We start from the raw sequence: 19,002 nt of genomic DNA, 5'->3' as shown, positions 1-19,002 counted from the left end.
CCTCCTCGAAATTCATCCGGTTACTGCCCAGTGTGCGGGCAGTCGACCCGATCCGCTACCCGCCTACGGCCCCGGCTCGGGTGGGGGCGGCGGTGGCGCCGGCGGATAGATCGGAATCGGGATGGTGACGAACGGGACGTGCAGGTACATCGTCGCGATCGGGCTGGGCGGGGGAGCCTCCGGCGCCGGCGCCGGTGCCGGAGGCGGCGCGGCCGGCGGCGTGGTCGCCGGCGCTGCCGGTGGCGGGGCCTGCTCCACGGGAGCCTGCACCGGTGCCTGGCGGGTCGGCGCGCGACGGGGCGCCGGCGGCGGTGCCGCATTGACCGCCGTTCGGGGCGGCTGGGCGACCACCGGCGGCGGGGCCGACGAGGCCGGTGGCGGGGCCGCCTCCGGTGGCGGCGCGGCCGGTGGCGGCGCGGCCGGCGCCGAGCTGGGAGCAGGCAACTGCCCCTGCGGCGGTGTCTCAGGCTGGGCCTGGACCGTGGGCACGGTGACGGCGCCCTCGGGTGGGCTGGGCTGCGGAGCAGCCATCGGCCGCACATCCGACGAGATCACCAGCAGCCCGGTCGCGAGGGCCGCCGCTGCGGCCAGGGCACTACCGACCAGTTTCACCGGCCGGCGCCGCGGCGTGATCTCGTCGTCGTCCTCGTCGAGGGCGCTGTAGGCCAGGGCGCCTTGACCGGGGTCGGCATGAGCACTGACGTCCAGGTAGGTCGGGGTCAGGCCGCGCGGATTCACTTCGCCGGTGCCCGGGTCCAGCGCGTAGGCCAGCGCGGCCGTCGATGACACGAAAAGCGGCGCATTCGCCGACGCCAGCGCGGCGCCGCGGGCCAGCGCCATGTCGGGCTCCTCGGGGACGCTCACCACCAGCGATGTCGCGGCCTCCAGCGCGGGTTTGACCGGGACAATGTCGACCCCGCAACCGATCAGGAACACCCCGTCCGCCCGCGAACCCGCCGCGTCCAGACCGGAGACGATCGGCGCCAGTTCGGTCGCCATGGCGCTGTGGGCGCCAAGGGACTGCCGATGCAGGTCGACGATCGAGCCGTCGGTGACGTCGACGACTGCCAGCGTCGCACTGCCGGCCTCGACGAACAGCATCGCGATGTGCTGGTAGTCGAGCGCGGCGCCGACGGTCTGTGCCAGGGCGGCCGCGGCGAGCAGCGGCGAGACCAACATGACGCCGCCGATGTCGCGGGCGGCAAGCTCCTCACGCAGCGCACCGGCCCCGCCGGGGTCGATCCACGTCACCCCGGTCGATGTCAACCAGTAGCCGCCCTCGGTCGCGCCCTGGCGGGTGCCGATAATGGCCGCAATCGCCTCGGCGGCCGCCGCCGAATTCGCCGAGCCCTGCGACCCGGCGACCTCGAAGCTCTCTTCCTCGACGGTGGCACCGTCGGCGTTTTCGCCTTCGATCAGCACCAAGCGGACCGCCGAGGGCTCCATTGATACCCCAAGTACGATGTCCATCTGGCCCTCCCAGGCCATGTGGTAACTAGCCATGGGGGTCTAAGGCGGACGAACGTACCGCGCCGGCCGCCGTCGACAATCCTCACGCCGCATTGCTGGTGCGACTAGTTACATCCAAATAGCTGGCGCTTATAAAATTGTGCCCAATTCGGACACTACTCGCGTCCAGCAGGTCGCGGACCGGTTCTGGTTAAGCTCAAAGCTGACTGCCAGCCGCGGAGTCGGCTCAGGGGGCGCCGGAACTCGCGAACGGATTCTGCGGCCCTTGAGGCTGCTGGGTCTGCGGCGCCGGGTTTTGCGGAGCCTGATTCGCCGGCACCTGAATTGGAATCGGCACGGGCAGCAGCGGGACGTGCAACCACTCCGTGGTCATCTTCACCGTCGAGGTGGTAGTCGGCGCATCTTCGGCCGTGGTGTCCTCGGGCTCAACCGTCGTGGTCGGCGTCGCCGAGGTGCTGCTGGTCGGCCGGGGACTTGTGGTGGTGGTGAGCCGAGGCGCGGTTGTCGTGGTCACCACCGGTGACGGCGCCAGCGTCGACGTCGGCGGCGGCGCCGTCAACGTCGGTGATGGCGGTGGTGGCGGCGCGACGGTCGTTGGGGCCGGAGCCGCACTGGGCGCCGGCACCGAGCTGGGCGGCGGCTTGACCGGGCTGGGCGCCGCCGCACTCGGCCGCAGCGACACCGAGGGCGCGGGCAGCGGCGCCACACTGGGCACCACGGGAGCCTGGCGCCGCTCGACGCCGGTCAAGGTGAATGCCACACCGCCGATCGCGGTCATCGCCACCACCGCGGAGAGGCCGATCAGCAGCTGAGAGAACCGCAACCGGCGCCACGGCGGTTCTTTGGGCGGGTCGATCACGTTCAAGCGCATCGACCAGCACGGGCCGTCCTCGTTGTAGGAGTCGCCCTCGAACCGCACCGGCACGTCGCCCGGGAAGTCCGTTTGCGACCAGGCCAGCTCGCGATCGGTCACCGCCTCCTGGTCGATCACCATCACGTCACCGGCCGGCAGCTCGATCAGGGCGGTACCGGACGCGGCCGCAGCCCTGGCCATCAAGCCGACGGACGTCCGAGTGCGGAAGTCCAGCTCTCGTCCACGGGCAGCCAGCAACAGCGCACCGGCCGCGGCCGCGCAGGCCGGCTGCGAAACGGTCAGCACCGGGAGCCGGGTGTGAAAGGAAAGACGTTGAGTGACAAGCGGAATGCTGGCGCCGCCGCCGACGGTGACCACCGCTGCCAGGTCGGTCCAACTCGCCTTGTTGCGCGCCAGCATGTCGTCGAACGCGTAGATGAAACCGGTCAGCCGATCCTGGATCAGGTCATCGAACGTGTCCCGGGTGAGCCGGATCGTAGTGCTGGTTCCCGCCAGCTCCACAGCCAATTCCGTGACCGCGTCGGTGGATAACCGCTCCTTGGCCTCTCGGCACCGTTCCTTCAGCAGGCCGAGCTGGACGACGGCGGCGGTGCCGGCCTGATCGATGTCGTCGCGGCCGAGCCGGTCGATGACGTGCAGCAGTATCGCCTGGTCGATCTGTTCACCGGCGAAATCCTCGTAACGCATTGTGGCGCTTACCGGTTCGAAATCGGACCTGGTCTCCACCAAAGTAGCGTACGAGGCGGAGCCGCCGAAATCGAGCAAACCGACCACGCCACCGGCCGGGATAGCCAGCTCGGTATTCGCCGCCGTCATCGCCGCGATTACGTCGGGGACCAATTGCGGCGCCATACCGCTACGCACGAAGCCGACATGCGTGCGCAGGGCATTGCGCAGCGCCTGGACGGTTCCCGGTTTCCAGTAAGCGGGGACGGCGATCGCGATCTCCGACGAACTCGCGTCCGCGCCGGCGGCGACCACCATCGCGTCCAGCGCCTCGACCGTCAGCAGGTCCGGATCATGAGCCGAGCCGTCCGGGGACACCAGGGCAACCGAGTCGCCGACGCGTTCCACAAAACCACTCATCAATGTGCCGGACTCGGCCACGTCCGGGTTACGGTCGAGCACACCGATTTTCGGGGCGCAATGCGGGTACAGCGTCAGCACAGCGCGACGGACGACCGGAGTGCTTCGGTTAGCTGCCGCAACCAGGTTCGTGGTCCCGATCGACAACCCCAGCGGGTCGTACATAGAGCGGATACTTTCGTCGATAGGGTCGAAGGCCAGGGTCAACCATAGCCGCGGGCATACCGGATTGCGTTCGCTCCCAATCTCATCGGTATGCGGTCGATGCCGTGTCGTCACCGAAAAGGTACAACCATCACCTTGACATACGGCGTGGGGTCAGACGGCGGTCAGCGGCAGCGAACGCCTGGGCTGGAATACAAAGTTGGACCCGCCACTTACCTTGGCCACCAACACCTCCGGCAATTCGGATCCCGGCGTATCGGTTTTCGCCAGTTCGGCGGCCCACTCGGTGTTCGTCCCGGTGACCCGGACGGCGACGTGCGGGTCGACCGCGGTGGCGATCGCCTGCAGCGGTTGTCCGGATTCGGGCGTGCACAGCGAAATCCATGCGGCGTCGTCGTGCCCCGGCGAGCCGTGCACAAGCCAGCTGTCCCCCGTCGTCTCCGCCTCGATATAGCCGGCGGGGTTGAACAGCGGGTGCAATTCGAATACCCGGAACACGCCGCCGATTCCGCCGGGCAGGGCCAGTGCGCGATGGATGCGTTCCGCGGCCAGCCCGGCTATCCCGGTCAATTGGCGGGTGCTGATCGACCGGGCCAATTCGGCGTCCGCACCGGCGCGTTTGCCGACCGCGATGGCGAACGACAGGTATAGCAGGTGCATTTGCAGGCAGATTTCGTCGGCTATCCGCACCAGCGCCGAGTGAGAGAAGGCACCGAAGTCGAGATCGGACAGCAACGGGCCCGCATAGTCGGCCAGTCCGTCGTCGGAAGAGTCGATGGCCGCCAATTCCCAACGGGCAGCTTTACTTTGCGCAACGACGTGCAGCGCCGGGATGCCCCGGGCCTCGGGGTGGGACTCGTCGATGACGACGGTCCACGCGCAGTGCGGCTGCCGGTCGGCTGGCATGCGCGGCGGCCGGTGGATGGGCCTAACCTGCGCCCGCGGGTTGGTGGCCACCGCTGTGGCGTCGAAGGTCGGGTCCTCAATGGTGTGGCACATGCCGAAGACGTACTCGTCGCCCAGGGGTTCGACATCGAGCAGCGCACCGCAGTGGTCCAGGCGGAATTCGCCGTGCCACCGATCGTGCACGGTGAAGCGGAAGTCCATGAATTGCGGCGGAGCGCCGATATCGAGTTGCAGGCCCTTGAAGATGGTGGGTACGTCGTCACCCTGGAAGTTCAGCGCCTGTTGCATGCGCCTGGTGTAAATCGGGCTGGCTGCGGCCCACTCCTCGATCGCGATCTGCAGCATCTCCTCGCGACCGAACGCCTGGATGCACCACGCCATACCGGAGCGGTCGATCAGCTGCCCGATCAACAGCAGTTCGGGCACCAGGATTGCCAGCTCCGCGCGGGACAACCTGGCGTAGCGGGATTGGCTCATGCCCCGACGATAATGTCGGCGGCGAACGTGCTGCAATGACGTGATGAACCCTGCAGACCTGGCGGCCCTCATGGCGGATGTCGAAGCAATCAAACGAATCAAGTACCGCTATCTGCGGGCCCTGGACACCAAGCACTGGGACGACTTCGCCGACACCCTGACCGAGGACGTGCGCGGCGACTACGGGTCGTCGCTGGGCAAGGAGCTGCATTTTTCCAACCGCACCGACGTGGTGGACTACCTGCGCTCGGCGTTGGGGCCCAACATCATCACCGAACACCGGGTGACCCATCCGGAGATCACGGTGACCGGCGACACCGCGACGGGCAGCTGGTATCTGCAGGATCGCGTCATCGTCGCCGAAGCCAATTTCATGCTGATCGGTGCGGCGTTCTACCGCGACGAGTATCGGCGGACCGCCGAGGGTTGGCGAATCAGCGCCACCGGATACGACCGCACCTACGAGGCGACGATGGCGCTGGCCAACCTGGGGTTCACCGTGCGACCGGGCCGCGCTTTGGCCGACTGACGGCCCGGGGTTACTTCGCGATCGCGATCACCGCGCCGGGCCGCAACCACCGGATGATCTGCACCAGTGTGGCATCGTCGATTGCCACGCATCCCGCTGTGGGTCCGCCGTCGGTGGTGTGGAAGAAGAACGCGGCACCGCCGCCGGGCACCTTGTTCTTGTTGACGCCCATCACCACCGAATGCTTGTACTGCGGGATCTGCAGGTTCTCACTCTCGGCGGTGTTGAACGGGCATTGGGCTTTCTGACACACCTGCATGCTGTTGAAGGTGGGGCTGTGGTCGTCCCCGCTCCACCAGTGGTTGGGTCCGACTTGCGTATACGGAAGTCCGCCACCGGGATTGGGCGCGGTGCCGAAAGCCGAGTCCAGGCTGTAGACGCCCATCGGGGTGGCCGGATAACCGCTCTTGGCCTGCGGCGCCATTCCCGCCGAACCGACATGGGTGGGAATCCCGGTCTTGAGCGGCTGCCAGCCGGCGGCGGTGCGCTGGTACACATCCATTTTCGCGGTGGAGCCGCCGGTCGAGACCACCGAAACCACCTGCGTGGCATTGCCGACCGAGTTCGCGAACCACGGATTGCCCGCCGCGACGGTCACCGGGGCGAGTCCCAGCGCCGCTCCGGCCAGGCACACCGCAGCACACAGTACAGCTCCCAGTCGGTGCATCGTTTCATCGTCAAGGGGACGAAACCTCAGGGTCAAGTAAAGGTTTAGTTCCGGTTGGATCACTGCGCCGAGACACTGCGAAAAGCGCCGCGCCGCAGGGCGTCAGCGGACTTCGGCAAGCCGGGCCGGCTCCGCAGCCGTTACCGGTAGCGGCCGAAACACCCACAGGCACACCAGAAAATACACGTATCCCAGTAACCAACCCGCGATCACATCCGACGGGTGGTGCACATTCAAAGCCACCCGGGCGGTGCCGACTGTCAGCACACCCAGCGCGGCCGCCGCGACCAAGACCACGCGCACCCACCGATGACTCGTCATCGGCAGCAGGAAGGTCAGCAACGCAAGCGCACTGGCCGTCATCTCGAGCGCATGCCCGGACGGGAATGAGGTCGACGGCGCGGTGACGAATTCGGTCACCGGTCGCGGCCGGCCGGCCAGATCCTTGGCGGCCATCGTGACCAATCCGTTGAGCGGCAAACAGGCCAACAGCAGCAGCGCCATCCGCACCTTGTGCTGCAACGCCGCAACCACCGCCATCGCCATGCCGATCAGCCGCATCGGGATCGGGCCCAGTACGAACGACACGCCGACCCAGAAGTCCACCCAAGCCGGATGCTTGATCCCGACGTCGTGCGCGGCGTTCAACAACGACCAATCCAGGCCATGCACCCAACCCCAGTCCTGGCGGTGCCCCACCCACAACACGGCGTAGCCGACGGTCGCAGCCGCCGCGAGCATCACGGCCACGCTGATCGGGCGACGGATCATGTTCAACGGATACCAGGCGACGGTGCGGCCCGGCCCCAGCGGCCCCATACTGGCCTCATGGCGGTGATTTTTCGCAGAATGTTCGGCATCGGCAAGCTACCCGCCGACTTGCGGGATCAGCTCGAAGCCGAAGGACTCATCTACCTCGAAGAGTATGTCGCGGTCACCAGGCGGTTCACCGGCGCAATTCCCGGTTTGCGGGCATCGCACAGCATTGCCAGCTACCCGGGCGCACTGGCGTTCACCGAGCAGCGGGTGCTGGGAACGCTCTCGTCGCTGCCCAAGCTGGCCGGCCGCGCCGTCGACGTGCGCTGGGACGCGCCGCAGACCGGCGCCGCAACCGCCGAGATCTCGTCGACGGGACTGCAACTGGAACTCGATGTCGCCAAGGTGGACCCGCGGTTCCACGGCCAGCTGTCGCTGCACTTCAAAACGGACATCGGCGAGGACGTGCTGACTCGCCTGCCGCTGCGATCACTTGCCTTCGACGTGCCGCCCGAGTACGTGTTCCGCGCGGTCGGGGTCACCTACAGTCCCTGATCCGGGTAGTCCCTGATCCGGGCCGCACGAGCCGCACCTTTTCTACGATGACCGGGTGACCGAATTCGCGTTCACTGCCGCCGAGCGGCAGGCGGTGTATCGCGTGATCTCCGAACGCCGGGACATGCGCCGCTTCCTGCCCGGCAGCGTGGTGCCCGAAGAGGTGCTGGCTCGGTTGCTGCACGCCGCACACGCCGCGCCCAGTGTCGGTCTGATGCAGCCCTGGCGGATCATCCGGATCACCGACGAGGCGCTGCGCAACGAGATCCACACCCTCGTCGACGACGAGCGCGCCCGGACGGCGCACGCCCTGGGCGAACGCGCCGAGGAGTTTCTTGCGCTCAAGGTCGAGGGCATTCTCGAGTGCGCCGAGCTGCTGGTGGTGGCGCTGTGCGACAACCGCGACGTGCACATCTTCGGCCGACGCACCCTACCCCAGATGGACCTGGCGTCGGTGTCCTGCGCGATCCAGAATCTGTGGCTGGCAGCGCGCGCCGAAGGGCTCGGCATGGGTTGGGTGTCGCTGTTCGATCCGCAACGGTTGGCGGCGCTGCTGGAGATCCCCTCCGATGCGGAACCGGTGGCAGTGCTGTGTTTGGGCCCGGTGCCCGAGTTTCCCGAACGGCCGGCGCTGGAGCTGGACGGCTGGGCCGTCGCGCGGCCACTCCCGGAGTTCGTCTGGGAGAACCGCTGGGGACAGATGTGAACTTCGCCGGCTCGGTCGATACCGGGTATCGTCGCCGCCGCAAGGTGGCTCGAGAGGTGGCAGACGGTGACGGGTGAAGGTAACGACGGCATAGACGGCATAGACAACGTGCTGATCGTGCATTGGCACGACCTGGGGCGCTACCTCGGTGTTTACGGTCACCCGGATGTCGTCAGCCCGCGACTGGACCAGCTTGCCGCGGAGGGGATCTTGTTAACCCGGGCGCACGCCACCGCCCCGCTGTGCTCGCCGTCGCGCGGATCGCTGTTCACCGGTCGCTACCCGCAAACCAATGGGCTGGTGGGGTTGGCCCATCACGGCTGGGAATACCGCAGCGGGGTCCGGACATTGCCGCAACTGTTGGGCGAGCAGGGTTGGTACTCAGCTCTTTTCGGGATGCAACACGAGACGTCCTACCCGGCCCGGCTGGGATTCGACGAATTCGACGTGTCGAACTCCTATTGCGAATACGTGGTGGCGAAGGTCGAGGAGTGGCTGCAGGATTGCGTGCCGGATCTCTCCGGCCAGCCGTTCCTGCTTACCGCGGGGTTTTTCGAAACCCACCGGCCCTACCCGCACGAACGCTACGAACCGGCCGACAGCGCGGGTGTCGAGGTCCCCGACTATCTCCCCGACACCCCCGAAGTGCGCCAGGACCTAGCCGATTTCTACGGAGCCATCACCACCGCGGACGCCGCCGTCGGGCGAATCTTGGACACACTCAGCGAAACTGGACTGGACACCAACACCTGGGTGGTGTTCCTGACCGATCACGGCCCGGCGTTTCCGCGTGCCAAATCCACGCTCTACGACGCCGGAACCGGCATCGCGATGATCATCCGTCCACCCAGCCGCCGCGGAGTTACCCGACGCGTCTACGACGAATTGTTCAGCGGCGTGGACCTGTTGCCGACACTGCTGGGCCTGCTGGGGGTCGACATCCCGGCCGATGTCGACGGCATGTCGCACGCGGCCTCCTTGCTCGGATCCGATCCCCAGGGCGAGCCGGTTCGCGACCATGTGTACACCACCAAGACCTACCACGACTCGTTTGACCCGATACGCGCCATCCGCACAAAGGAATTCAGCTACATCGAAAACTATGTGCCCCGCCCGTTGCTGGATCTGCCGTGGGATATCGAGGAAAGCCCGTCGGGGATGGCGGTCGCACCGTTCGTCAGGTCACCGCGACCGCAACGGGAGCTGTACGATCTGCGCGCCGACCCGAGCGAGACCACGAATCTGCTGACCGGTGACACCGCCGCGGAGGTTTTTGCGGTCGCGGCGGATCTTGCTGTCCGGCTTCATGATTGGCGTCAGCGCACCGGAGACGTGATCCCGTCGGAATTCGCCGGCACCCGGATTGCGGAGCGTTACACCGAAACGTATCGTCGGATCCATCGAACCGCGCCCAGCAGCAGGTCGGCGATCGCAGCCGACCGCGGTATCGAGGAAGAAGCCGCGCCGGCCAGTCAATAGCATGCGCTTCGCGCCAGCCACATTGGCCACACCAGCCTCCTCGGGTCATTGTGCCCGCATCAGTCGATTCAAGGTGGCCGTCCTCGGCTGAGTACCCACCGCCGGGCCTCTGTTTTCGGCACGTCGATGGCCCCACCTGTTCACCGGGTCGGCTGCCATGCCGCCGTATCGGGTGTGCCGTGACGGCTTTCAGTGTGCTTGTAGGGCGGGAACATTCGCGATTGGCCCGCCCTCGCGGCACGCTCGGCGCCACCAGCGCACACTCGACACCCGTCAGCGCACACTCGACACGGCCAACATCAGCTCGCGATTTCTCAGCTCCGTCACCGTGGCGTAGCCGCCCAACGCTTACCGCGACAACCCGCGTCCTGAAAACCCATATGACGAATGTGACGGCAATCGCGCATGGATCGGCGTCGATGCGGGCGGTGCGAAACGCGACTCGGCCAAACCGGATCCCGACCAGCGCAACGTCCGACCGACAGCGAAAGCTCACGAGCCGCGGCGTGCTCCCCCGACCTCGGCGACGACGAACAGCCGGCGGAACGGGAAGATCGTGGTACCGTCGGCGCGGCGCGGGTAGGCGTCGTCGAGCAGCGGAATCAGCTCCTGGCGGAACTGCTCCCAACCCGCGTCGTCCAGCCGTTCCCGCACCGGAACCAGCGCGGTGCCGGTGATCCATTCCAACACCGGGTGCTCACCGGTGAGCTGGTGCAGGTAGGTGGTCTCCCAGGCATCGACCTTGCATCCGGCGTCCATCAGCAGATTCGCGTAGTGCGCCGGCGGATGCACCACCGCTCCCACCCGAAACGGGATGTCGCGCAACAGCTTTGCGTACGGCTCCCGCCGGGCTAGGGTGCGCACCACGGCGTGCGACGGGGTATCGAAGTTGCCCGGGACCTGAACCGCCATCCAGGATCCGGCCGGCAGCTCGCCGGCCCAGCGGACCAGCAGTTCCGAGTGTTCGGGCACCCAGTGCAGTGCGGCGTTGCTGACCACCACGTCGGTGTCGGGCCGAGGTTTCCAGTTCCGCACGTCGCAGGTCGTCGCGTCGATACCGCGTTCCCGGGCGGCGGCGACCATTTCCGGTGAACTGTCCAATGCCTCGATCGTCGCCTCGGGCCAGCGTCGCGCCAGGTGCCGAGTCAGGTGGCCGGGACCGCAACCCAGGTCGACCACCCGGCGCGCCCGCTTGGCGCCCACCCGGGACACCAGGTCGTAGAACGGACGGCTGCGATGATCCGCAAAGGCCAGGTAGACGTCGGGATCCCACATGTCGGTCCTCCTGATCAACACCGTCGCCAATCGGGTGTTATGGAACAACCTATTACCCATGGGGTCCGGACGCGCACGGCATTGCCCCAGAAATTGACGACGCTGTCGAATTCTCCGGCACCCCGCGATGTCGGCGAGTTACCATCGACGGGATGTCGGAGTTTTCGGAGATGTCTGAAGCGGATCCCATCGATCCGCCGGTCCCGATTCCCGACGTACCCGGCGCCGACGCCGGCGCCGAAGGGCTACCGCCACCATCTGCGCTTTCGCTGCGTCAACGCATCGTCGTCGAGTCATCGGCGGTCGGCGATATCGCGCTGCGCACCGCGGCGTCATCGGTGCTGTCCACCACGGTGGCACCGGCCGTCGTCGCCACCGCTTTGCTGCGGCTCAACTCCGGCAGCGAACGCAGCAACTTGAACTTCTACGCCGAACTGGCCGCCGAACGTGACCCGGCGAAGTCGTTTTCGGCGCCGACGGATCTGCCCAAGATTTCGTCGCGGCGCGCCAGCCCGCTCGCCGAGTGGATCGCGCGTGGCACCGTCGACGACATCTCGTTTGCCAGCGGCTTCCGGGCGGTCAACCCCACCATGCGCAAGCAGTGGAGCGGATTGACCGCAAACAACGTTGTGCGCGCACAGCATTGGCGCCATGACGACGGGCCGCGCCCCACACTGTGCGTCATCCACGGTTTCATGGGCTCGTCTTACCTGCTCAACGGGCTGTTCTTCTCACTGCCGTGGTATTACCGGTCGGGTTACGATGTTCTGTTGTACACCTTGCCTTTTCACGGCAAGCGGGCCGAGAGGCATTCGCCGTTCAGCGGTTTCGGTTTCTTCGCCGGCGGCTTGAGCGGCTTCGCCGAGGCGATGGCCCAGGCGGTGTACGACTTTCGCTCCATCGTGGACTACCTGCGCCACACCGGTGTCTCGCGAATCGCACTGACCGGAATATCGCTGGGCGGCTACACGTCCGCGCTGGTGGCGTCGGTGGAGAACCGGCTCGAGGCCGTCATTCCTAACTGCCCGGTGGTGAGCCCCGGCAAACTGTTCGACGAATGGTTTCCGGCCAGCGGGCTGGTCCGGCTGGGCCTGTGCCTGTCGCGCATCAGCCGTGACGAGCTGAGCGCCGGGCTGGCCTACCACGGCCCGTTGAACTATCGGCCGCTGCTGCCCAAGCACCGCCGGATGATCATCACCGGCCTCGGCGATCGGATGGCTCCACCGGAGCACGCCGTAACGCTGTGGGAGCACTGGGATCACTGCGCGCTGCACTGGTTTCCCGGCAGTCACGTCATGCATGTGAGCCAGTTGGATTACCTGCGGCGGATGACGCTGTTCCTGCGAAGCTTCATGTTCGACTAGCGGCCTCGGTGAGCGACGGGTGCCCCGCCCACGCCGGCGCGGTGGGCCACACCAGTCGCTCCAGCAGGCCGTCGGGCGTGTCGGTGTGTCCGTCGAGTCGCCGGGTGCACGACGGCTCCAATCCCGCCAGCGCCAGCCATTGGCTGCCGCGTTGCAGCGTCAGTCCGGCCAGCGGCGCCGCGCCGTCGGGACGCGTATCGGTACGGAACGCGCACGCGACGGCAACCGTGGGCGGACTGCCCGGTCGACCGCCGGTGCCAATCTCCAATGCCGCCCAGGTCTCACGCGCCGGATGCGACCACACGGCCGCCAACGTTTCGGGCAATGCTGCATCCACGCTGACCCGGTATGCGGCAAGGTAATCGGAGTCGCCGTGGCGCATGCACCGCCACGTTTCGCGATCGGCTCGAGCCAGCAACCGTGGCGCGTCGTCGCGCGCAACCATGCCGACGTCCCAACCGATTTCGCGAAGGTGGTCGGCGAGCCGGCGCGCGGCGACCTCGGCGGTCTGCTGCAACGGGATCCGCGGTGACCGGGCTTGCAGGGCCGCCAGGTTGGCGGCGGCCGATACCGTCATCCCGATCCACAGCTCCCGCTCACCCGCCGCGTTGACACGCCCGGTGATTCGGACGGCGTCGGCGCGGATGCCGTAGCGGTCCAGATACCCGGCTATCAACGGCAGCGGGAGTACCTCCAGTCCCGGGGCCGGCGGACCGATGCGCAGCAGCGCCGTGGTGCGCACCTCGGTTGCGGGATCGGCGCCCGACCGCCGTCGCCGCATCATGGCCAGCCGGCGACGCACGATCCTGGTGAAGTGCAGTCCACGCCACCAGCCGAACAGGACGATCACCACGACAGCGGCGATCCCGATCAGCCAATAGTCGCGGGTCGACTGCCACGGATAAGCCATCGCCGCCGGCACCATCGCCAGCAGCGCCACCACGATCCGCCCTTTTCCCGGGCGCGGAATCGAATTGAGGCTCACGGGATCGGCTCCTTTCGCCGGCGCACCGTCGCCGCGGTTGCTGCGGCGATGCCGACCAGCAATGCCAGCGCTGCGGCTCCGGCGAATGCGACGTTGCGGGGTGTGGTGTCCTTGGGCTTGGGTGCCGGTGGAACTGCAACCGGTTTGGCCGTTGCCGCCGCTGGCGCGCCTGATTGCGGGGCGGGCAGCTGCCAAGTCAGCGCCGCCACCGGATCGACAGCGCCGGCGCCGACAATGTTGGACGGGGCGCGGGCGCCGTTGTGCGCGGTGGCGGTGATGCGGCGCACCACCTCGCCCGCGCTCAGGCCGGGATACCTGCTGCGGACCAGCGCGGCGACGCCGGAGACGTAGCCGGCCGCGTAGCTGGTGCCGCTGATCGGCACCAGTTGCTCATGGTCATTGGGAAGGCCGTTGGCCAGGCCACCGCCGTCGCCGTTGCTCACCGACAGAATGTTTTCCCCGGGTGCGGCGATACCCACCCACGGACCGGCCATGGTGAACTTCGACGGCTGCCCATCCGGCGCCAAGGATGCCACCGACAACACGTACGGCTGCCACCACGACGGGATGGAGATCGAGGTGACGCCGGCCCAATTGCGTGGATCGTCCGGACGGCTCAGGTCGGTCAGCGGGTTCGAGTCGCAGGAGCTACCACCACCACCCGAGCCGGCCGCGCCGCTGTTACCGGCGGCGGCCACGATCACCGCGTCCTTGTCCACGGCCGCATACCTGATCGCCGCTCCCAATGCGGACTGGTCGACCGTCCGGTCGGCGGGCAGGCAGGTGACGGCGGAGATGTTGATCACCCGGGCACCCAGATCGGCCGCATGCACGATCGCGCGGGACAGCGTGTCCACGTCGATCGCTGCCCGGGCCAGCGTGGGGTCCCCGCCCGAGGTCCGCGGTGAGAACTTGGCCGAGGTCACCCTGATCGACAGCAACCGCGCCGCCGGCGCGACTCCGGCGAAGCCGTCATTACCGGGCTGCCCGGCGACCACCCCGGCGACCAGGGTGCCGTGCCCGTCGCAGTCGGTCAGACCGTCTGTCGAATCCAGGAAGTCGCCACCGCCGTCCACGTTCGGCAATCGCGGACCCGGTTGCACCCCGGTGTCGATGATGGCCACCAACTGCCCGTCACCGCGCGAGAACTGCCATGCCGCAGGCAGATTCAGCACCGCTTGGCTCGGCGCCGCAATGCCGGTGTCGGTACCCGCCATGAGTCCCGAGACACTGCAGGCACCGCGTTGCTCCATCGGCTGCACCGGTCCCGGGGTGCCACTGGGCGGATCCACGGTGGCGTCGACCACCGGCGGGGCGATAGCCGACGCCGGCGCAGCGGTGGCCACCACCACAGCCAGAATTGCTGCGCAGCAACCTAATCCGGTGCCGCGTGTCATCGATTGAGGACCCAGGTGAACAGGCCGACCAAGTATGCCATCACGGGGATGAGCGAAACGTCAAGGCCGGCGGCGACAAAGCCCAGCAGGCGGCGCAGCGGCAGCGAGTAGCTGTCCGGTGAGGCAATGACGGGGTTCAGCGCAACGACGATCCAAGCCAGCATGAGTACCGCGAGCACCAGCACCGCGCCCAACGCGGCGACGTAGCGCCCGGTCGCCGTATAGACCACCAGCAGGATCCCCGCCACCAGATGCGGCTGGGCCAGCAACCAGGCCTTGCAGGCGGCCGAATCCCATACCCGGGCACGCAGCGCGGTCGCGGCCGCCGTCGCCGCCACCACGTACCAGCCCACGCCACCGACCGCTTCGGGGCGCACCGCGATTGCCACCGATCCCAGGACGCTCAGCAGCACGGCCGCGGCGATGAAACCGCTTTGATGGGCGTCACTGACGCGCACCCGCCGCGGCAGGTCTTCGAGCACCCGCAACGACGGAGCCGACGGGGTGGGGTCCCCGGGCGCCGGGATGACCGGCAACGGAAAGCGCGCCCACAGCGCCGACAGCTGAGCCGCCTGGATGGTGATCAGTAGCGCGGCCACGATCAGCCCGCAGCCGACACTGCGCAGCGGCAGCTGCCACAGCAGTTCGGCGCCGGCGGCCAGACATACCCCGGCTGCCGTCACCGCCACCGCGGTGAAGAAGGCCACGATGCGCTCACGTTCGGCGCGGGGCACCATCAGGCAGATCAGCGACCACGCGGTGACACCCGCGGCCGCCAGCAGCAGCTGCGCCGGACCGAATTTCCCGGGTACCGCCAGCGCCAGTGCCCCGGCGATCGGGACCAGTGCGGCGACCGACGCCGCCGTCCCCGTTCGTGGCGAACGCGCCGTGACCAGCAACCCGGCCAACGCCATGACGACAGCGATCCCGCTGACCGTGACCAGGCCGGTCAACGCTCCCGTCGCCACCCGGTAGCTGACCGCCAGCCCGGTCGCCACCAGAGCCACACCGATCACCGCGGCCAGCGCCCCGCGCTGGATATGCTTTGGCCCCCAAGGGCTCAGCCGCGAACTCGAGAAGATCATGGCGGCGTCGGCGATGTCCTCGACGATTCCCGGGGCGGCGGGACCGGGTGGCACCGGCTGCAATGCGAGCAGATCACCGTCGACCACCCCGACGGTGTCCAGGCTGGCGTCCAGGCTGAACGGTGCACCGCCGATGGGCGCCAGACTCAGGTGCGCGGCCGCACCCAATCCGGCCTCGCCGCCGTCGCCGTTCTCCGCCGCGGGAACGACCAAACGCTGGACCGCGGGCAGGATTTCGCGCAGCGGCAGCTCCGCGGGCAGGGCCATCTCCGTCAACCGGCTATCGGCGAGGATGGCGACGCGGACAATCGGCATCACGGTGCCCGACATCACCGGACCGTCCAAATCCGTTGGGGCCGTTCGGGAGACATCGTACTCACTTTCTGAATTTCGGTTATGAGGGTTGCCCGGAGAAGTCGCGGGACAACCGCTGACCGGGGAACCATTGCCCCTCCGGCAGGTTGGCGATGAGTTGTTCGATCGCGACGGCAGTCGCGAACGGTGTCCCGGGGCTGAAGGTCGACACCCACTCACCGTCGAAGGCTCGAGACGGACTGACCAATACCCGGCCGGCGGTGGTGTCGACGATGCTCAGACCGACGTCGGTGGTGGTGTGCTGGCCGTCGCGGTTGCAGCCGGCCACGATCTCGACGTAGCTGCGCGGACCGGAGAAGACCGCCTCCACCACCGGCCGGGCCGAAGCCGGGATACCCAGGTAGTCAAGGACTTCCTCGAGTGGGGCGCCGGAGCGCAGCCGCTCGTCGGCGCGAGCGCCGACCCGCATGGGCATGCTGAACTCCTCGAAGCGGGCCGGCGGCCGCTGCGACAGCCCGACACCGAGGACCGGAACCAGCGCCCGCGGGTCATCGATATCCATTGCCGTGAAGGTGACCAGCTGAGCGCTGCGCAGCGCGACGACGGTATTGAACTTCCGGGAGGTCTTGCCGCCGGCGCCGACCCGCCGGGCGACAATGCCGCGCAGCAACTCGCCGGTTCCCTCGGCCGATGCCGGCCCTATGTAACGTAAGTCCAGCCACCGGTCCGGGAAGCACACCACTTTGATCCAGTCGGCCACCGCGGCGTTGACGGTACCGTCCGGCGACATCAAGCCCAGCCCGGTCAGCTCGTCTTTCTGACGGTCGAAGAACGCGTTTCGTTGCGCGCTATCGGTGTAGGGCGGGGTGATGGCCAGCACCCACGGGAAGCTGCCGGCCCCGACGCTCTCGGCGATGAACCACGCGTTGTCGACCGTCAGCTCGACGGCATTAGGCTGCGAGGGTTCTGCGGATTCTGCGATCATCTAACTTGCTAGCCGCCCCATTTTGCGGCTTCAGCCTGGTCGCGGGCCATCATCGCCATGGTGTTGGCTTCGTGCGTGCCGGCCATCGACTGATAGGCCCGCACCAGATCCGCCATGGCCTGGTTCCACTGCGCCTGCCATGCCTGATACGTCAGCCCGGTGTCGCCCTGCCAGGCGTTCGACAGTGCGGACTGCTCGGCGGCGATATCCGAGCCCAAGCCCTGCATGGTGCCGGCATATCCGGACATGTCCCCGGCGTGTCCGAGCATCGCCGGGTAGTTGTACATGATCTGTGACATCACAACTCCTTTCGGTTGTCTGTGGGCTCAGAACGCCGTGTAGCCGGACGCAGCCGCGGAATCGGCGGCCACATAAGTTCCGGCGGCGTCACCGAGGTTGGCCTGGGCGATGTCGAGCAGGGCGTTGACCCTGGCCGCTGCCTCCACGAACCGGGCGTGGGCGCCCTGAAACGCGGCGGCGGACTCGCCCTGGTGAAAGGCTTGCGCCGACATCGCCGACTGCTCAGCCTGACCGATCGTGTGCCGCATCAACGCCGCCTTGGCGCCAAATGCCGACTGGGAGGCCACCAACTGCGGAATGTGGGCATCCAGAAGACTCATAACAACCCCTTTCTCTGGCAATTCGGATTTCGGTTACTCGCTGTCGTGGTGCGAAGCGTCGGCTCCCCCCTTCGGTACGCCTTCTTGCGGGCCGTCCCAGCTGCTCGGCACCATCGGCATCCGCGGACCGCCGCCGAACTCGTCACCGGCCAGCGCCGTCAGGCCGACCGCATGCAACACCGGCTCTTTGGCTGTGGTTCCGGTGAACCCGAGCGGGCCCGCCCCCCAGTCGGACGCCTGGGTGGGGTCCTCGGTTGCCGCGGGGCCGGTGCCGGAGTCCATGTCGAGGAATTCGTCGCCGTAGTCCCGTAATTCGCGCCGCGAGCGGCGTTTCGCGCGGGTTGCCGCGCGGCTTGCCGCTGCCGCGCCGACAGCCGGGACGGTCGCCGAGGGTGCCTTGAGGCTGCCGCGGCCTCCCACGGTCGGGCCCGAGGTGGGTCCCCAATCATCAAGGCCGCCAACCAGGTAGGCAAAACTTGCGGGAGCCGGGGCAGCCGGGGCCGGCACGGCGCCGGCCGTAGCACCAGCTCCGGACGGGGTCGCCGGAGCCCCCGCGAGACCGCTGGCCGTGGAGGCAAGACTGACAGCCGGCCACGGAGACGCCGACGCGACGGCGACAGCCAGCGGTATTCCCGCAGCGGGGGCGACAGCCACTGCGATCTCGGCAGGCGCCAGCGCCGCAAACGCTATCGCGCTCAGACCCAGGCTGAGCGCCGCCGGCGCCAGGAACGGCGAACTCAGCACCATGCCCCAGGTGGGCCAGCCGACGAGGTTGAAGAAGACCTGGTATCCCAGCGCGAACAACAGTGGGCCGTAGGTGATCAACGCCGCCACCGGGTTGGTGAGGAAGGCGATGATCATCTTTATCGAGTTGCCGATGGGGTCCTGCAGGAACGTCGCGATCTCTTTGAACATCCAGCCGTAGAAGCCCGTGTAGGCGTTCCACATGTCCTGCAGCAGCTGCCAGAGGAACTGCCAGGGGTTGAACGTGACCGCGGCGGCTGGTGAATGAGCCGCGTTGGCGACCATCCCGGCGGCCGGTTCGCCGCCGGGATTCACGATTGTCGGCGCCGGCGCGGTGCGCGGAGTCGACGCCAGTGCCGCGCCCGCGGCCGCTTGGTAAAGGCCCATGGTCGCGGCGGCCTGAAGCCACATCCGCAGGTAGTCGGCCTCGTTGAGTGCGATCGGAATGGTGTTGATGCCAAAGAAATTCGTCGCCACCAGGATGCCATGGATGACGTGGTTGGCCGCCAGCTCCGCCAGCGTCGGCATGGCCGCCGCGGCGGCCGTGTAGGCCGCTGCGGCG

At 67.7% G+C, this 19,002-nt stretch carries 18 protein-coding genes; 5 read left to right on the top strand and 13 right to left on the bottom strand.

Annotated features, from left to right (window positions below):
• Nucleotides 1-63: 63 nt before the first annotated feature.
• The 3 genes from B4U45_RS16615 to B4U45_RS16605 form a co-directional block, all read right to left on the bottom strand.
• Entirely contained in the window at nt 64-1,470 is a 1,407-nt protein-coding gene (locus tag B4U45_RS16615) for a DUF7159 family protein (RefSeq protein WP_075548684.1), read from the bottom strand.
• A 226-nt stretch (nt 1,471-1,696) separates the two neighbouring features.
• Complete coding sequence (locus B4U45_RS16610; protein WP_122526361.1) at nt 1,697-3,595, bottom strand: Hsp70 family protein; 1,899 nt, start codon at nt 3,593-3,595, stop codon at nt 1,697-1,699.
• A gap of 153 nt (nt 3,596-3,748) precedes the next feature.
• Nucleotides 3,749-4,978 carry a hypothetical protein gene (locus tag B4U45_RS16605; protein WP_075548667.1) on the bottom strand — a complete coding sequence of 410 codons (1,230 nt, stop codon included), beginning with the start codon at nt 4,976-4,978 and terminating at the stop codon, nt 3,749-3,751.
• A 43-nt stretch (nt 4,979-5,021) separates the two neighbouring features.
• Here B4U45_RS16605 and B4U45_RS16600 point away from each other — a divergent pair, with 43 nt between their 5' ends.
• Complete coding sequence (locus B4U45_RS16600; protein WP_075548668.1) at nt 5,022-5,507, top strand: nuclear transport factor 2 family protein; 486 nt, start codon at nt 5,022-5,024, stop codon at nt 5,505-5,507.
• Between the two features lie 10 nt (nt 5,508-5,517).
• Here the strand turns inward: B4U45_RS16600 and B4U45_RS16595 are convergent, their stop codons facing one another.
• Nucleotides 5,518-6,174 (bottom strand): L,D-transpeptidase family protein, encoded by a 657-nt coding sequence (locus tag B4U45_RS16595; protein WP_075548669.1) that lies wholly within the window; start codon nt 6,172-6,174, stop codon nt 5,518-5,520.
• Between the two features lie 102 nt (nt 6,175-6,276).
• The gene (locus tag B4U45_RS16590) at nt 6,277-6,945 is read right to left on the bottom strand and encodes a phosphatase PAP2 family protein (protein ID WP_075548685.1); all 669 of its coding nucleotides are present in this window, start codon (nt 6,943-6,945) and stop codon (nt 6,277-6,279) included.
• A gap of 57 nt (nt 6,946-7,002) precedes the next feature.
• On the opposite strand from B4U45_RS16590, the gene B4U45_RS16585 reads away from it, so the two are divergent.
• The 3 genes from B4U45_RS16585 to B4U45_RS16575 all read left to right on the top strand — a co-directional run bounded on the left by B4U45_RS16585 (nt 7,003) and on the right by B4U45_RS16575 (nt 9,670).
• Nucleotides 7,003-7,485: a hypothetical protein gene (locus B4U45_RS16585; RefSeq protein ID WP_075548670.1), complete on the top strand. Its 483-nt coding sequence runs from the start codon at nt 7,003-7,005 to the stop codon at nt 7,483-7,485.
• Between the two features lie 55 nt (nt 7,486-7,540).
• The gene (gene bluB, locus B4U45_RS16580) at nt 7,541-8,191 is read left to right on the top strand and encodes a 5,6-dimethylbenzimidazole synthase (protein ID WP_075548671.1); all 651 of its coding nucleotides are present in this window, start codon (nt 7,541-7,543) and stop codon (nt 8,189-8,191) included.
• 90 nt (nt 8,192-8,281) lie between these two features.
• Nucleotides 8,282-9,670: a sulfatase family protein gene (locus tag B4U45_RS16575; protein WP_075548686.1), complete on the top strand. Its 1,389-nt coding sequence runs from the start codon at nt 8,282-8,284 to the stop codon at nt 9,668-9,670.
• A gap of 492 nt (nt 9,671-10,162) precedes the next feature.
• Here the strand turns inward: B4U45_RS16575 and B4U45_RS16570 are convergent, their stop codons facing one another.
• Nucleotides 10,163-10,945 (bottom strand): trans-aconitate 2-methyltransferase, encoded by a 783-nt coding sequence (locus tag B4U45_RS16570; protein ID WP_083153895.1) that lies wholly within the window; start codon nt 10,943-10,945, stop codon nt 10,163-10,165.
• Nucleotides 10,946-11,097: 152 nt separating this feature from the next.
• Here B4U45_RS16570 and B4U45_RS16565 point away from each other — a divergent pair, with 152 nt between their 5' ends.
• The gene (locus B4U45_RS16565) at nt 11,098-12,309 is read left to right on the top strand and encodes an alpha/beta hydrolase family protein (RefSeq protein WP_075548673.1); all 1,212 of its coding nucleotides are present in this window, start codon (nt 11,098-11,100) and stop codon (nt 12,307-12,309) included.
• Here the strand turns inward: B4U45_RS16565 and eccE are convergent.
• The 7 genes from eccE to B4U45_RS16530 all read right to left on the bottom strand — a co-directional run.
• Nucleotides 12,296-13,294 carry a type VII secretion protein EccE gene (eccE, locus tag B4U45_RS16560; RefSeq protein ID WP_075548674.1) on the bottom strand — a complete coding sequence of 333 codons (999 nt, stop codon included), beginning with the start codon at nt 13,292-13,294 and terminating at the stop codon, nt 12,296-12,298. The genes B4U45_RS16565 and eccE overlap by 14 nt on opposite strands.
• A complete protein-coding gene (mycP, locus tag B4U45_RS16555; RefSeq protein WP_075548675.1) occupies nt 13,291-14,691 on the bottom strand; it encodes a type VII secretion-associated serine protease mycosin in 1,401 nt (466 codons plus the stop codon). Before mycP ends, eccE begins: the two co-directional genes overlap by 4 nt.
• The gene (gene eccD / locus B4U45_RS16550; protein ID WP_089025052.1) at nt 14,688-16,106 is read right to left on the bottom strand and encodes a type VII secretion integral membrane protein EccD; all 1,419 of its coding nucleotides are present in this window, start codon (nt 16,104-16,106) and stop codon (nt 14,688-14,690) included. Before eccD ends, mycP begins: the two co-directional genes overlap by 4 nt.
• A gap of 64 nt (nt 16,107-16,170) precedes the next feature.
• On the bottom strand, nt 16,171-17,076 hold the full coding sequence (locus B4U45_RS16545) for an ESX secretion-associated protein EspG (protein WP_075548676.1): 906 nt from the start codon (nt 17,074-17,076) through the stop codon (nt 16,171-16,173).
• An 8-nt stretch (nt 17,077-17,084) separates the two neighbouring features.
• Nucleotides 17,085-17,375: a WXG100 family type VII secretion target gene (locus B4U45_RS16540; RefSeq protein ID WP_023369886.1), complete on the bottom strand. Its 291-nt coding sequence runs from the start codon at nt 17,373-17,375 to the stop codon at nt 17,085-17,087.
• A 27-nt stretch (nt 17,376-17,402) separates the two neighbouring features.
• Complete coding sequence (gene esxG, locus B4U45_RS16535) at nt 17,403-17,696, bottom strand: type VII secretion system protein EsxG (protein WP_075548677.1); 294 nt, start codon at nt 17,694-17,696, stop codon at nt 17,403-17,405.
• A gap of 33 nt (nt 17,697-17,729) precedes the next feature.
• Nucleotides 17,730-19,002, bottom strand: a 1,273-nt coding sequence (locus B4U45_RS16530) for a PPE family protein (protein ID WP_244899374.1), incomplete at its 5' end; no start/stop codon positions are given.

It is taken from the genome of Mycobacterium persicum, assembly GCF_002086915.1.
Lineage (GTDB): Bacteria > Actinomycetota > Actinomycetes > Mycobacteriales > Mycobacteriaceae > Mycobacterium > Mycobacterium persicum.
This window is presented reverse-complemented; position numbering and strand designations above follow the sequence as displayed.